We start from the raw sequence: 15,046 nt of genomic DNA on the forward strand, positions 1-15,046 counted from the left end.
GACCCCGGTGCCGACCTCGACTCCATCTCCCATCTCCATCTCCATCTCCATCTCCGATCCCATCTTCCACTTCGATTCCGACCGCATCCCCGTCTCCGACCCCTACCGTCCGGCCGACGGCGGCCCCAGGAGCCGGAGCGGCGACTCCGGTCCCGCTGCGCACGATTTCCTGCAGCGCTTCGTCCTGTCTCAGCAGCGCGCTTAAAAATGCGGCCGCCGGAGACCGCATCGAGCTGGCGGCGGGCACGTACACGGGGTCCTTCTCCAGCGGTTCGCAGGGGACGGCCGCCAATCCGATCGTCCTGACGAGCGCCGACGCCTCGAATCCGGCGATCCTGTCCGGCTACTCCGCCGGTTCGGGATATGCGCTGAACATCAAAGGGAACCGTTGGATCGTCAGCAGCCTTAAATTCACCAATGCCCAAAAAGGCATCATCCTCGATCAGTCCAACGATTCCTTGATTACGCGCGTGGAAGTGTACAACATCGGCTACGAGGGCGTTCACTTCCGTGACGGCAGCTCGCGCGGCCGCATTGAGGATTCGTGGATCCACGATACCGGTGTGACGGGGGCCGGTTACGGCGAAGGCGTCTATGTCGGCTCTGCGGAGGGAGCCAGCTACAATCAGGCCGTCTATGATACCGTCATCTCCGGCGTCCGCTTCGGTCCCAACGTTCGCGCCGAGCATGTGGACATCAAGGAACGGACGCTGCGCACGGTCGTCGAGAACTGCAGCTTCGACGGAACGGGCATCAGCGGCGCCAATTATGCGGACAGCTTCATCGATGTGAAAGGAAACGACGCCGTCGTCCGGGGCAATACCGGCTACCGGAATGGAAATGCCGCCTTGCTGGACGCCTTTCAGCTGCACAAGATCGTGGACGGATGGGGCGTGAACAACCGGTTTTCGGGCAACAAGGTGTACATGGACGGCCCGGCCGGCTATGTCATCAATGCCGCCTCCGGCACGCAGGCATACGCTTCCAACAATGAGCGCAGTCCTTCCGGCGATCTGTACGCCGGCGATGTGGGCGCAGGTTGAAATTGCCTATAATCAAACTAACCGGCTCAAGTCCATTGACTTTTTTGGCGGAGCGATGATACATTGGCAAAGTGGTCTTCGGTTCGGGTATGGACCGGAGCAAAAGGATGGGGCTGAACGCCCTTTGAGGAGGATTACGGATGCGAAGCATGGCACTTGCAATGATCAAACCTGACGATGCTCGCACCAAGCGTAATCCGATGCCTCGCTGATGATCCGTTAATCATCAGGCGCACGGTTACGTTCCTGTAATCATGCGCCTCTATACGTTCCGCGACCGGAATGGCCGCCGCGGCAAGGATTCCTTATCTCCTTGCCTACGGGCATCCGTCGGCGAAATGCAGGGCGCACCGCTTACAGGCGGCGCGCCTTTTTTGATGGAGCTGAGATCAATAAGCATAATCTCCAAGGTAGGATAATACTTACTGGATTTCAAAAAAATCCATTAGATTTTGTTCAAACATTTAATATTTATTTAATTACATCACTTTATGAAGGAATGCCTTATTCGGTATTGGAAGCTCTTAATTTTGGTCTTCCCTTGGTGGCTACTAATGTCATAGGCAATAATGAGGTTGTTGAAAATGGTTATAACGGCTTCTTGTTTGAGAAAAAGAAAGTCCATGATGGAGTACAAAAAAATTCTCGATCTTATGAATAACCCCAGTTTAGCTAAGTATTTTTCCGAAAATAGTCGAATTCTATTTGAAAAAAAAATTTCAGATAGAACATATGATGAATTTGCTTGAATTGGTCTACGACGAGGGGAATTCTAATTCTAATATTGCTTATCTAGAAAATAACAGATCAATTACAAGTTATTAAAGAGGTGTTTATGAAAAACCGTTATAAAAATTATTTGCTAGTTGCATTGATGTCGCTTATATTCTTTTATCTTTCCGGAGAAAGACTGGTTTGGATTTTAATCTCAATAGGACTGCTTTCTCCACTAATTGTAGTTTTAACCTCTATAAAAAGAAAAAATTCATTTTTAAGTGTCGATTTTTGGTTCTTCGGAAGTCTATTTCTTTGGTCGGCCATGTATCCAATGGATTATTTATTAGGTTTGGAAAAACCAACAGAAGCATTATTTCAAACCACAATAATTTATGCTGTTGCTAATTTCACCTGCACTTTTCTTTTTTTGTTTTTATGAAGAAAATAGTCCTTCGCTACAATAAAGATTCAGAAACAACCATAACCGATTTAGGTTATTCTTTTAAATTTGAAACGGGAATGGTATTAGTTTTACTAGGTCTTGCTTTACTTGTATACCGTGTTCAATCCCTGGGAGGAATAGGAGCCTTGGGAATTGAAAATCGAATAGCTAACTTCCAGAAAGACGGTTCAAGTAATGGTCTAAGTTTCCCATGGCAGACTATTTTAAGTGTTGGGTTGTTAATTACTGCGGGAACGGTAAAGAAATTAAATTATTTTATCGGCTTCGTTATAGCATTAGCTATTTTCCTTATTTTTGGATTCGGAGCCAGGGGAGATGTTCTTTTCGTTTGCTTACCTGCAATATTACTTGTTCTTTCCAAAAAACGAATTATTACATCTCCTTATAAAAAGACATTAATTTTATTTTTTATTTTATTAGTAATGTCACCATTGTTCACCAATCTGAGAGGGAGTATTTTATTTCAGAAACCTTTAAGTTCCTATGAAAAATGGGAATGGGCATATAATCGTGGAGAAACCGGAGGAGCCTTTAGGGTAACAATGGATGTTGTAGGAAGAGAGCATTCTACGGAATGGCCTATTAATACTTATGTATTAGAGGGCTTTAGCTTTTTACCTTCTTCTTTATTTGAATTACTTTTCGGTCAAACTAAATTCTCTTCAGATAAGTTTTTTGTTGAAAACTATTATCCGTGGCAGGCACAACACGGGATGAGCTTCGGCTTTTCTCCTGTTGCAGAAGCATGGCAATTAGGGAGCATACCTTTAGTAGTAGCTGTATTTGCACTTATAGGCATGATTATTGCTAAGTTAAATCAACTTAGGCAAGCGATCATTATTCTTCCTTCAATGATGTGGTTTCATAGAGTATCTTTCGATGCTTTTGCGTCTTCCTTATTTTTTTATCGTATTCTTTTATGTTTTTTGCTGTTGTGCTGAACGAGATTATTAAAAAGCAAAAATCAAAATCGATAAATATAAGTAATACAAATGGGTTGTCGGAGGCATATGAGAGAAAAAGTTGATTTTGCAATGATAGGATGGAAACTGGATTATTCGCGAAACAGGGTGTTATTAAATCATACACGCCTTAAGTTCCGATCTTTCGAGATTCCAGAGACATCTTTTTTGAGACGTGTCATTCATGTTATTTATTTGATTGTAAAGATTATCATTTCTGTGGACACGAAAATAATCTATATTCCAGCTTTCAATCAAGTAAATGCACCTTTAATTTTAATTATTTTTAGAATTACTGGAAAGAAAATAGTTACAGATATGCTTATTTCTGATTATGACACATTAGTTAATGATAGAAAACTAGCTTCAAAAATTTCACTGCGAGCATTTCGATTTTATTTAAATGACTGGTTATGTTTAAAGCTATCAAATTTAATAATTTGTGATACAGAAAATCACAAGCAATTTTTTGAGGTTTTTTTCAAAGTGCGTTCAAAAAAGATGATCGTGATTCCAGTAGGAGCAGAAGATATTTTTAAACCAATGTCTTTTTATTCCCAAGAGAATATATTCAATATCTTATTCTATGGAGGTTTTAGCCCTCTGCATGGTATCGAACATATTATCGAAGCAGCGAATATTCTTAAGGACCATAAGGATATTCGCTTTACTCTAATTGGATCCGGACAAACAAGAGAAAACATGATTCAACTTGCAACTGAATACCAATTAAACAACATAAACTTTATTGATTCTAAACCGTATTTGACACTCCCTCTTGATATTGCAAAGGCTGATGTGGGATTGGGCATATTTGGAGCAAGTGAAAAAGTGAAACGAGTGATACCGAATAAAGTATACCAATTGGCAGCATGCGGAAAGCCAATTATCACTCTACGGACACCGGCAATTGAAGCCATGTTTGATGGGGGTGAGAATATTCTTTTGGTATATGAAAGAGATGATCTAGGAAAACAAATAGCCGACAATATACTTCTTTTGAAAGAAAACAGAGCCTTACGAGAGAAAATAGCCATTTCAGTGACTAAATTAATTGAAGATGGTAAAAACCATAATGATATTTCATTATTTTTTGAAAAGATTCTAATTGAATCTTCAGCCTAATGATTGAAGGTGCATTAAGTGCAAACCAATCCCAGTTCAACTATAGAGATGAATACGCCACCTACTGTTCTTCAGAGGGTAATGACAAAACTAAAAAAAAGATGTTTTTATATACGGCCCTGCAATTATTATTCCTGCTATGCTTGGAATGGTCAATATAATCGTATTTACGAGAATATTTAATCCATCTGATTACGGTCACTATTCTCTCGTGCTCAGTACAATCATGTTCGTATCCACGCTAATCACACAGTGGATTCAACAGTCCATTCAAAGGTTTCGTCCTGTTTTCAAAGAGGGTAATCAATTACCGGAATTTAACGAGCATCTTAATTTCTTATTGTCCTTTATGACGTATGGAACTTTACTCTTTATAATCCTAATTCCTTTTTCGGAGTTTCTTCTCAGATTAAATGGTTTTCTTTATGCTACAGTTATCCTGATTGTTATTACACAGATGTTATTTGTATTAATATCAACTATTCTTCAATCTGATTATAGAGCTGGAGAGTATCGGCGCTTCAACCTTATTAATGCCGTTCTAAAATTCGGATTCTCTCTCCTCATTTGTTTTTTTTGTTAAAAAAAAGCACCGACAGTATTTTCATGGGGATGCTTTTGGCCCAAATCATACTTTTGGTTCCAATGATGAGAGTGACAGGGACCCGATTCATTTTCAAGCTCAAGTTAACACAGACAAATAAGGAATTCATTAAGACATTCGTAAGCTACGGGTTTCCTATGATTGGTTGGTTCATTGGAAATTCCCTTCTCAATCTGGTGGATCGCTACATGCTCGGATATTATCATACGACACAAGAAGTGGGGATTTATACTGCAACTTACTCAGTTGTTTCTGCTTCAGTTGGTTTGTTTTGTACTCCGCTTTTGATGGCTGCACATCCAATAATCATGAATGTAGCTACTTCATCCAATGATGAAGAGATTCAACGAATTGTATCAGTCTTCTCTAAGGTATACTTGTTAATTATTTTCCCTATCTTTATTTGCCTCACAATTTTAAAAGGAGACGTTACATCCTTTTTACTTGGAGTTCAATATCAGAGCGGGTCTTCCATTCTCCCTTATATGATGTTTGGTCTCATTATGTGGAATTTCGGTATGTATGGACACAAGGGCTTTGAAATTAAAAACAAAACTAAAACAATGCTAATCTTTGTGATTATCTGTGTAGTAGTTAACATTGTGCTTAATATAATTCTTATCCCAACATACTCATATCAGGGAGCAGCTATTGCCAGCGCTATTAGTTTGACAACTTATCCACTAATGGTGTATCTATTCTCATTTCGAACGATTAAATGGAAATTGAATGGTAGGTCTTTAATTAATATTCTTTCCTCAAGCATCTTTGCAGCTGTATTGGCTTTTTTTTGTTCGAACTTTTCTAGGCGATGTTCATATTGTAAATATAACAATTTGTGGGTTGATCTTTTTATTGATTTATCTTATCACACTTAGTCTTTTAAAAGAGATTACTTTTATTGAATTAATAAGATCCAAAAAAAGATTGAGGAGTGTTGAAAAATGAAAGGCATCATCCTAGCAGGCGGAACAGGATCCAGACTTTACCCACTAACCAAGGTGACCAATAAACACTTGCTTCCGGTTGGACAGTACCCCATGATTTACCATTCGATCTACAAATTAAAAGAAGCTGGAATCGACGACATCCTCATTGTCACGGGACGTGACCATATGGGCGATGTCGTTAATCTTTTGGGCAGCGGATTCGAATTCGGCGTCAGCTTCTCTTATAAGGTACAGGATCAGGCTGGAGGCATCGCGCAAGCTCTCGGACTGGCGCGCAGCTTCATTGGAAGCGAGCCGATGGCGGTCATCCTTGGCGATAATGTCTTCCAGGATGACATGAGGCCATTTGTGGAGAACTTCAAGCGTCAAGGCAGAGGGGCGAAGATTCTCCTCAAGGAAGTTCACGATCCGGAGCGCTATGGCGTTGCTGAGCTGGACGGAACATTGATTCGATCCATTGAAGAAAAGCCGAAGCAGCCGAAGAGCTCAATGGCTGTAACCGGCATCTACATGTACGACAACGATGTGTTTGAGATCGTAAAAGGTCTTAAACCATCCGGACGCGGCGAGCTCGAGATCACGGATGTCAACAATGCCTATATTCAGCAAGGCTCGCTCACCTACGATGTACTGGATGGATGGTGGACGGATGCGGGTACGCATGAGTCCTGGGCCCATGCCAATGAGCTTGTCCGCTACCATACCTTCGATCTGAACTTCGGCCGCAAGCTGGCATCCGTGTAGAGGGGACCGGATCAAAAATGAAAATCATACCAAGCAAGCTCGAGGGAGTCCTGATTGTCGAGACCGATGTATTCGGTGACAATCGGGGCTTTTTTACGGAAAGCTACAATGAAGAAACATTCAGAGCAGCAGGAATCGAGCATCGCTTCATTCAAGATAACCATTCCTTATCCCAAGAGGCGGGAACGCTTCGGGGGCTTCATTATCAGCTGAATCCAAAGGCTCAAACCAAGCTGGTGCGTGCAATCAGCGGTGCTATCTATGATGTGGTGGTGGATTTAAGGAAGGGTTCGGCTACGTACGGAGAGTGGCAAGGATTCATTCTCAGCGAAGACAATAAGCGGCAGCTTCTCGTGCCTCGCGGATTTGCACATGGCTTTTGTACCCTCGTCTCCAATACTCAGGTTGTATACAAAGTGGATGAATATTACTCCAAGGAGCATGACCGCGGCATTCTGTGGAATGACCCGGCACTTGGAATCGACTGGCCTTCCGATCGATTCGTTCTCTCGGATAAGGATAAGATCCATCCTGGATTTCACGAAGCCGAACATAACTTTTAGGGAGTTGTAGAGAGATGAACCTACTGGTCACAGGCGGCGCCGGCTTTATCGGCAGCAACTTCATCCGTCATATGCACGAAGAGCATCCTAGGTACAAGATCGTTAATATCGACAAGCTTACTTACGCCGGCAATCTGGATAACTTGTCGGATCTCGATGAGAGCGGGAATTATTATTTTGTAAAAGGCGATATCTGCAATGAAGCTCTTGTCCGGCATCTGCTGAGAGAACACCGCATCGACGCTATCGTCAATTTTGCAGCCGAGTCGCACGTGGACAGGAGCATAAGCGACCCCGGCATTTTCGTAACGACCAATATTTCCGGGACACAGGTTCTGCTGGAGGCTGCAAGAGCGTACGGAATAAGCAAGTATATCCAGATCTCTACGGATGAAGTGTACGGTTCTCTCGGAGAAACAGGATACTTCACGGAGGAGACGCCGCTGGCTCCGAACAGTCCCTACTCCTCCAGCAAGGCAGGGGGTGATCTGCTTGCTCGCGCCTACCATGAAACGTATGGCTTGAATGTCAATATTACCCGCTGCTCCAATAATTATGGGCCCTATCATTTCCCGGAGAAGCTGATACCGCTCATGATTACCCACGCTCTCGACAACAAGCAGCTTCCTGTCTACGGGGATGGACTCAACATCCGGGATTGGCTGCATGTGAGGGATCACGCGGCTGCTATCGATCTGGTCCTGCATCAGGGCTTTCCCGGCGAGATCTACAATATAGGCGGTCATAACGAGCGGACCAACATCCAGATCGTGGAGCTGATTCTGGAGCGCCTGGGCAAATCCAAGGATCTGATCGCTTACGTGGAAGACCGTCTAGGCCACGATCGCCGTTATGCCATCGATCCGGAGAAGCTGGAAACGAAGCTTGGCTGGAAGCCTAAGTACACTTTTGAGACCGGAATAGTGGAAACGATCGACTGGTATTTGGCTAACGAGAAGTGGTGGAGGGATATCCAATCGGGTCAATATCTCAAAAGCTACGATATCCGGTATAGGCAGCCCGTTGCGCATGGTTGAGACAAGGGTGATCGTAACAGGCGCCAAAGGCCAGTTGGGTATGGATATGGCCTCTCTCTTGTCGGAAGCGGGATATGAAGTCCACGCCTTCGGCAGAGAGAAGCTGGATTTCACCGATCGGCGCGAAGTTCTGGAAGTCGTGGAAGCTTTGCAGCCGGATATTATTGTTCATTGCGGTGCTTATACCAAGGTGGATCAAGCCGAGACGGAGCGTGAGCTGGCTGAGAGAGTGAATGGCCATGGGCCCGGATATCTGGCGGAAGCTGCCGAACTCGTTGGAGCGAAGCTTGTGTACGTGAGCACGGATTATGTGTTCGACGGAACTGCCGTCGAGCCGATTCCCGAATCTGCGGCGACGAACCCGATCAACGTATACGGCGCCTCTAAGCTGTTGGGGGAAACGCTTGTAAAGGCAGCGGCGAAACGCTATTTTATTGTCCGCACCTCATGGGTATATGGCCTTCACGGCTCTAACTTTGTCAAGACGATGCTGAATTTGGGCCGCCAAGGGAAACCGTTGACCGTTGTTGAGGATCAGTTCGGGAGTCCTACATTTACGGTCGATTTGGCCGAGTGTGTGTTGCGATTGATTCAATCCGATCACTATGGAACCTATCATGTGTCTAATTCGGGTTCTTGTTCATGGTATGAATTTGCCCAAGCGATCTTTGAGGAAGCCGGCATGAAGGTGGAGCTTGCTCCGGTAGACAGCAGTCGATTCATTCGTCCCGCTCAGCGGCCGGCCTATTCCGTTCTGCGGCACCAATCCTTGTCGGAGAACGGGTTCCCGCCCATGCGGAACTGGAGAGAGGGATTGAAGGAATTCCTGGCGCTGGAATCAGAGGAGGGTAACGATGAAAACCGTACTGCTGTCGGGCGGATCGGGTAAGCGGTTATGGCCGCTCTCCAATGATTTGCGCTCCAAGCAATTTCTCCCTCTCCTCAAGCGGGAGGATGGAGCGAATGAGTCGATGGTGCAGCGGGTATGGCGGCAATTGGCGCAAGCAGGCTTGGCCGGCGACAGCTATATCGCCACCAGCCGCTCTCAAGTCGAAGTGCTGCAAAGCCAATTGGGGGCTGCCGTTCCGATCATTGTGGAACCGGAGCGAAGGGATACCTTCCCGGCTATCGCGTTGGCTGCTGTCTATCTGTACTCGGTCGTGGGCGTATCTTTGCATGAAGTGGTCACGGTGATGCCGGTCGATCCCTATGTGGATGACTCCTTTTACGCATCCATCCGGAAGCTGGAAGAGGCGATTCAGGAAACGGATGCCGAGCTCGCCTTGATCGGTGTCGTTCCGGATCAACCTTCCGAAAACTTTGGTTATATCGTTCCTCATGAATCCAGAAATGCCGAGCATAAATATCAACAGGTAAATAAGTTCAAGGAAAAACCCCCGAGGGAAGAAGCCGCTGCTCTGATTGAGCAGGGAGCGCTTTGGAACTGCGGGGTTTTTGCATTCCGGCTGGACCGGATCATCAACCTGCTTATCTCGCTGAATCTCCCGATCTCCTACGACGAGATGGTGAAGCAGTACCGCAAGCTTCCCAAGAACAGCTTTGACTATGAGGTGGTGGAGAATCTAAACCGCATGGTCGTCACTCCTTACCAGGGCATATGGAGGGATCTGGGTACTTGGAACAGCCTGACCGACGAGATGGAAGACAGTGTGATCGGCAAAGGGATTGTGACCGAGGACTGCAAAGATACGCATCTTATCAATGAGCTCGACATTCCCATTACGGTGATGGGGTTGTCGGGTATCGTGGTAGCGGCAAGCCCGGATGGCATCCTCGTATCGGAGAAGTCCGTGAGCTCGCGGATCAAGGACGTCAATGGCAGTCAGGATCAGAGGCCTATGTTCGAGGAACGGCGATGGGGTTCATACAAGGTGGTCGACTACGTCAAGTACGAAGACGGCCGCGAAGTGCTGACCAAACGAATCTGCATCGCGGAAGGGAAGAACCTCAGCTATCAGTATCATACCCGGCGCAGCGAAGTGTGGACGATCACCTCCGGCCGCGGCGAGCTCATCCTGGACGGCAAGCATCGGGAGCTTCTACCGGGTGATGTGGTGCTCGTTCCGGCAGGAATGATGCATAGCGTCAGAGCCGTCACGAATCTGGAGATGATCGAAGTCCAGAGCGGCCAGGAGCTGGTCGAGGAGGATATCGTCCGGCTGTGCATGAGCTGGGAAGACATCTTGCAATATGTGCAGCATATCGGATAAGGGAGCGGATAGAGGGATGAAACTGGCTGTCATTGGAACGGGCTATGTCGGCCTCGTATCGGGGGTATGCTTCTCCGAGCTCGGCAACGAAGTGGTCTGCGTGGATAAGATCGAGGCCAAAATCGACATGCTGAAGCAGGGCGAGGTGCCGATCTACGAGCCGGGGTTGAAACAGCTGATCGAACGAAACACCGAAGCGGGGAGGCTCCATTTCACGACGAACCTGGTCGCGGCCGTCCAGCAATCGGATATCGTGATTCTGGCTGTCGGCACTCCGTCTCTTCCGAATGGAGAGGCGAATCTAAGCTATATCAAGCAAGCCGCGCAAGAAATTGCGCTGGCGATGAACGGCTACAAAATCGTGGTCACGAAGAGCACGGTTCCGGTAGGGACGAACGAAAAAATCGGTTCCATTTTGGCTGAATACTCGATCCATCATTTTGACATCGCATCGGTCCCCGAATTCCTGCGGGAAGGCTCTGCGGTAAAGGATACGCTCAACCCGGATCGAATCGTCATTGGCGCTGACAGCGTCATGGCGAAGGAGCGGCTCAAAGCTCTTCACCGTCCGCTTACGGACAAAATCCTGGTAACGGATATCCGCAGCGCGGAGATGATCAAGTACGCCTCGAATGCCTTCCTGGCGACAAAGATCAGCTTCATCAACGAAATCGCCAACATCTGCGAGAAGGTCGGAGCCGATGTGACGCTGGTGGCGGAAGGCATGGGTTACGACAATCGGATCGGGCCGTCCTTCCTCAAGGCGGGCATCGGATATGGAGGCTCTTGCTTCCCCAAGGATACCGAAGCTCTTATTCAGATCGCCGGACATGTGGATTACGAATTCAAGCTGCTGAAGTCGGTCGTGGATGTGAACCGCGATCAGCGGTTCAACGTCATCCGCAAGCTGGAAGCCACTCTTGGCGAGCTCGGCGGCAGAACGGTCGCTATCTGGGGGCTGGCCTTCAAGCCGGAGACGGATGACGTGCGGGATGCGCCGGCCTTCGAAATTATTCAAGCCCTGCTGAATAAAGGGGCAAAGATCCGTGCTTATGATCCTGTCGCCCAAGACAACTTCCGCAGCCAGCTGAATGCACCGGATGTCAACTACTGCTCCTCGGCGGAAGAGGCCGCTTCTGGGGCGGATGCCCTCTGCTTGCTTACGGAGTGGGCCGAGTTCCGTGAATTCCCGCTCTCGAGACTGGAGACGCTGCTCAAGCGGCCCGTTCTTATTGACGGAAGAAATCAATTCACCGAAGAAGAACTCGCGGATACTTCCTTCATCTATTATTCCGTCGGCAGGCCGAACCTGAACAAAGGCGTAAAAGAGCAAAGCCCCGCACTTTTATTTTAACGGAGGACTTATGAACAGAAGCGAAGCGGTTAAGCTGCTGGACCGGATTCATGGACGGCATTCCTTGAATGGAATGACAGAGGAGAACTGGAGAGAGGCTTGGGCGGATATTCAGGATTCGTTCACGGGGACCCAATTCTACCATCTGTTGCGTATGGACCTTATGGACCTGGTCCCCTCGTGGCTGCAGAGCGAGCTCAAGGCGGAATCGGATCGGGTCCTGTTCCAGAACATGCTGATCCGCTCGGAGCTCAAGAAGCTGCTGAAGGCATTTGATGCGGCCGGAATTCCTGTCATCCCCCTCAAGGGGATTCGAATGGCAGAAAGATATTTCGGCCATTTCGCCGCAAGGCCGACGACCGATTTGGATCTGCTTGTGCGTCCGCAGGATTTGGAGAGAGCATCGAAGCTGCTGTCCGGCATGGACTTCCTACAGGATGACAGTCCAGACAGCGACCACTTCCATCTTCTGTTCAATAAGTTCTATGACAATCCGATGTTCCCGTTTCTTGCGGTTGAGCTCCACTGGGACATACTCCGGTCTCATGCTTCGGATACGGATACCGGAGGGTTATGGGAAAGGTCTCAGCCCTATCCGGGTTATGCTGGGGTGAGGGAGCTGTCCGACGAAGACAGCTTGTATCATATCTGCCTGCACGGCTTCAACCATCAGATGCTGTCGCTGAAATATATCCTCGATGTAGCGCGGCTTGTTGTCGAAACGGCTCCTTCCCTCAGATGGGCAACGATGACGGCTCGTGCTCGAAAAGACGGAAACTACTCAAAGCTGATAACGGTTTTGTCCCTGGTCTATTCCCTATGTCCATCGCTGGAAACAATCAAGCCTTTGCCGGAGCGGAAAAGATGGCCGCTTTGGAACGAAGAACTGATGAGGGAAGCCGGTCTTGGCCTCAAAAGCCGTCGGTACTATTTCTTTCGTCTCCTGTCGATCTTCGTCATGTATGATTCCGCGGGAGCGATGCTGAATCATTTGCGATATCTTTTCCTGCCGCCCCGCGACTACGCGCGTTCCCAATTCAGGGAAGACAAGGGCGGCTCTTTGCTGTCCCTGTACACACGAATTTACCGGATCCGGCTGCGGAACTTATTCGGAGGCGGCGCGGCGAGAGCCGGAACAAAGGAGTATGACATCTGATGAGCATCATTCAAAAGCGGGTTTTGATTTCCGTTCTTTCCGTCCTGCTCGTTTCAGGGCTGGCCGTCGTCGGCTTCGGCTGGTACCTCTACAACAACTTGAAAGGGACGGCCCACAAGGTTTATGAGCCGACCAGCCGCACGAATTACGTCAGCAAGGATCCGGGTGTGACCAAAACGGCGAAAGCCGTGAACTCGGATAATCTGCCCTTCACCGTACTCGTAATGGGTGTCGATCAACGTCCCGGCGATCAAGGCCGCTCCGATACGATGATGCTGCTCGCGGCAAATCCGCAGAAAAACGACCTGCTTATGGTGAGCATTCCGCGGGATACGAGAACGACCATCGTCGGCCGCGATGTCGAGGACAAGATCAACCACGCTTATGCCTTCGGAGGCGTGAATATGTCCGTGCAGACGGTAGAGAGCTTCCTGGATTTCCCTGTGGATTACTACGTGAAGGTCAACATGGAGGGGTTTGCTAAAGTCGTGGATCTGCTTGGCGGCGTTAAGGTCACGAATCCTTTCGCATTTGATTACGAGGGACACAAATTTGATAAAGGGGAGCTCCATCTGAATGGAGAGCTTGCTCTGTCCTATTCACGCATGCGCTACGACGACCCTCGAGGCGACTTCGGCCGCACGGCCCGCCAGCGCGATATCATCCAGCAGGTGATGAAGAATGCTCTTACGGTCAGCAGCCTGACGAAGGCCAGCGACATGCTGGAGGAGATCGGCAGCAACGTGAAGACGGACATTTCCTTCGACACGATGAAGGATATGCTGATCAATTACCGGCCCAAGATCGAGAAGATCGAGCAGCAGGAGATCAGCGGCCAAGGCAGGATGATAAACGGAATCTGGTATTACATTGTCGATCAAGGCGAGAGGGACAAGATCCACGAGCTGCTCAAGAAGCATCAGGAGCAGGAAGTCCAGCCTTCATTGAATTAATACAGTCCATGGAAGGAAAGGGGATCTCCGCCTATGAAAGGAGCCTGCGCGCCAGCGATGGCCAAGAATCCGTCTGCTGCCGGCACAGCATGGCTGAAGCCGGTGTTATGGTTATCCTTGGGAGCCTGGATCGCCCTTATTTTCTTGTTCTCCTCCCAGTCCTACCAGACGCAGACGATCAAACCCGCGCTGGAGAGAAGCTTCAGCGCCGAGCAGGCGGCGGCGCTCCTGCCCAGCCTCGGTTTCACCTACAACCGGCATGAGTATGACACGGCCGCCGATCCTTACGACGTCCTGGAGTTCATCTTCCGCAAGTCGGCGCATCTGTTCGTCTATGCGGTGCTTGCGGGAATTGCCTGGTCTCTGCAGCGGTGCTACCGCATCTATCCGCCGGTTCTTCTGTTCAACGTCGTCGCGCTCACTTTGCTGATCGCTTGCGGCGACGAGTTGAACCAACAATTCTCAACCATGCGTACCCCGAACCCCGAGGATGTGCTGATCGATCTGATCGGCGGCAGCCTCGGGGTCTTCATTCTATACAGCTGCTCGATCGGCCTCCGCTGGTCTAGATCCTTGTCCGGCCGCATATTCTAAGGCACTTTTGGCGGACAGGGGGTCATGTCGTTGTTCCGGAGAAGAAGGAGATTTCCGGTCTTCAAGCTTCTGCTTGCGGCAGCCGGGCTGCTGATGGCCTGGATGCTGGTCAGGGGCATATCGGTACTGGCGGAGGGAAACGGTTCGGGGGACGCCCGCGAAGTCGTGGAGAGCTTCTACACGATGGAGCGGGAGGGCAACTTCGGAGGGTCCTGGGAGCTGTTCCATTCCCAGATGAAGGAGCATTTCACCAAGGACAGCTACATCCAGAAGCGGGCCCATGTATTCATGCAGGACTTCGGCGTCGACACCTTCAGCTTCAAGCTCGGAAGCGGCAAGACGGTGAGCGGCTGGCGTATGAGCAAGGACAGTCCGGCGCTGCCGGAGGTCTATGCCGTGCCGGTGACGATGCTCTATGAGAGCAGCTTTGGCGCTTTCGATCTCGAGCAGACGGTCTACGCGGCGAAGGAAGGCGATGAATGGAAGATCCTCTGGTCATATCAAGGGAATTCCTTGAAGGAATCCTCTTGACGTGATACAAAATGTATCG

The 15,046-nt window shown here is 48.6% G+C and carries 17 protein-coding genes; all 17 read left to right on the top strand.

Translation table 11 applies throughout. The features are described from left to right. The first annotated feature begins 56 nt into the window (after nt 1-56). The 17 genes from BN871_RS28190 (at nt 57) to BN871_RS04445 (ending at nt 15,027) form a co-directional block, all read left to right on the top strand. A complete protein-coding gene (locus tag BN871_RS28190; RefSeq protein WP_232312808.1) occupies nt 57-1,043 on the top strand; it encodes a right-handed parallel beta-helix repeat-containing protein in 987 nt (328 codons plus the stop codon). Nucleotides 1,044-1,356: 313 nt separating this feature from the next. Beyond that, on the top strand, nt 1,357-1,704 hold the full coding sequence (locus BN871_RS26535; protein ID WP_198158004.1) for a glycosyltransferase: 348 nt from the start codon (nt 1,357-1,359) through the stop codon (nt 1,702-1,704). A gap of 174 nt (nt 1,705-1,878) precedes the next feature. Beyond that, the gene (locus BN871_RS27425) at nt 1,879-2,199 is read left to right on the top strand and encodes a hypothetical protein (protein WP_157060194.1); all 321 of its coding nucleotides are present in this window, start codon (nt 1,879-1,881) and stop codon (nt 2,197-2,199) included. A 149-nt stretch (nt 2,200-2,348) separates the two neighbouring features. Beyond that, nucleotides 2,349-3,164: a hypothetical protein gene (locus BN871_RS27430; protein ID WP_157060195.1), complete on the top strand. Its 816-nt coding sequence runs from the start codon at nt 2,349-2,351 to the stop codon at nt 3,162-3,164. Between the two features lie 69 nt (nt 3,165-3,233). Next, the gene (locus tag BN871_RS04390; RefSeq protein WP_048744803.1) at nt 3,234-4,310 is read left to right on the top strand and encodes a glycosyltransferase; all 1,077 of its coding nucleotides are present in this window, start codon (nt 3,234-3,236) and stop codon (nt 4,308-4,310) included. A gap of 109 nt (nt 4,311-4,419) precedes the next feature. After that, a complete protein-coding gene (locus BN871_RS30105; protein ID WP_374725874.1) occupies nt 4,420-4,893 on the top strand; it encodes a lipopolysaccharide biosynthesis protein in 474 nt (157 codons plus the stop codon). Then, on the top strand, nt 4,887-5,792 hold the full coding sequence (locus BN871_RS04395) for a lipopolysaccharide biosynthesis protein (protein ID WP_269745404.1): 906 nt from the start codon (nt 4,887-4,889) through the stop codon (nt 5,790-5,792). The genes BN871_RS30105 and BN871_RS04395 overlap by 7 nt, the downstream gene beginning before the upstream one ends. 66 nt (nt 5,793-5,858) lie before the next feature. Further along, nucleotides 5,859-6,608 (top strand): sugar phosphate nucleotidyltransferase, encoded by a 750-nt coding sequence (locus tag BN871_RS04400; protein ID WP_021877342.1) that lies wholly within the window; start codon nt 5,859-5,861, stop codon nt 6,606-6,608. Between the two features lie 17 nt (nt 6,609-6,625). After that, nucleotides 6,626-7,171: a dTDP-4-dehydrorhamnose 3,5-epimerase gene (rfbC, locus tag BN871_RS04405; protein ID WP_048744805.1), complete on the top strand. Its 546-nt coding sequence runs from the start codon at nt 6,626-6,628 to the stop codon at nt 7,169-7,171. 14 nt (nt 7,172-7,185) lie between these two features. Continuing rightward, the gene (rfbB, locus tag BN871_RS04410) at nt 7,186-8,208 is read left to right on the top strand and encodes a dTDP-glucose 4,6-dehydratase (protein ID WP_048744806.1); all 1,023 of its coding nucleotides are present in this window, start codon (nt 7,186-7,188) and stop codon (nt 8,206-8,208) included. Continuing rightward, nucleotides 8,201-9,097: a dTDP-4-dehydrorhamnose reductase gene (rfbD, locus tag BN871_RS04415; RefSeq protein WP_048744807.1), complete on the top strand. Its 897-nt coding sequence runs from the start codon at nt 8,201-8,203 to the stop codon at nt 9,095-9,097. Before rfbB ends, rfbD begins: the two co-directional genes overlap by 8 nt. After that, on the top strand, nt 9,063-10,439 hold the full coding sequence (locus BN871_RS04420) for a sugar phosphate nucleotidyltransferase (protein WP_021877346.1): 1,377 nt from the start codon (nt 9,063-9,065) through the stop codon (nt 10,437-10,439). Before rfbD ends, BN871_RS04420 begins: the two co-directional genes overlap by 35 nt. Before the next feature lie 16 nt (nt 10,440-10,455). After that, a complete protein-coding gene (locus tag BN871_RS04425) occupies nt 10,456-11,793 on the top strand; it encodes a UDP-glucose/GDP-mannose dehydrogenase family protein (protein ID WP_048744808.1) in 1,338 nt (445 codons plus the stop codon). A gap of 10 nt (nt 11,794-11,803) precedes the next feature. Beyond that, nucleotides 11,804-12,949 (top strand): nucleotidyltransferase family protein, encoded by a 1,146-nt coding sequence (locus BN871_RS04430; RefSeq protein ID WP_021877348.1) that lies wholly within the window; start codon nt 11,804-11,806, stop codon nt 12,947-12,949. Next, nucleotides 12,949-13,902: an LCP family protein gene (locus BN871_RS04435; RefSeq protein ID WP_083436232.1), complete on the top strand. Its 954-nt coding sequence runs from the start codon at nt 12,949-12,951 to the stop codon at nt 13,900-13,902. The genes BN871_RS04430 and BN871_RS04435 overlap by 1 nt, the downstream gene beginning before the upstream one ends. A gap of 57 nt (nt 13,903-13,959) precedes the next feature. Continuing rightward, complete coding sequence (locus BN871_RS04440) at nt 13,960-14,496, top strand: VanZ family protein (RefSeq protein ID WP_198158005.1); 537 nt, start codon at nt 13,960-13,962, stop codon at nt 14,494-14,496. Between the two features lie 30 nt (nt 14,497-14,526). Then, nucleotides 14,527-15,027, top strand: a complete 501-nt coding sequence (locus BN871_RS04445) for a hypothetical protein (protein ID WP_048744810.1) — start codon at nt 14,527-14,529, stop codon at nt 15,025-15,027. Nucleotides 15,028-15,046 lie beyond the last annotated feature (19 nt).

Origin of the sequence: Paenibacillus sp. P22 (assembly GCF_000469945.2) — a bacterium.
Lineage (GTDB): Bacteria > Bacillota > Bacilli > Paenibacillales > Paenibacillaceae > Paenibacillus_O > Paenibacillus_O humicus.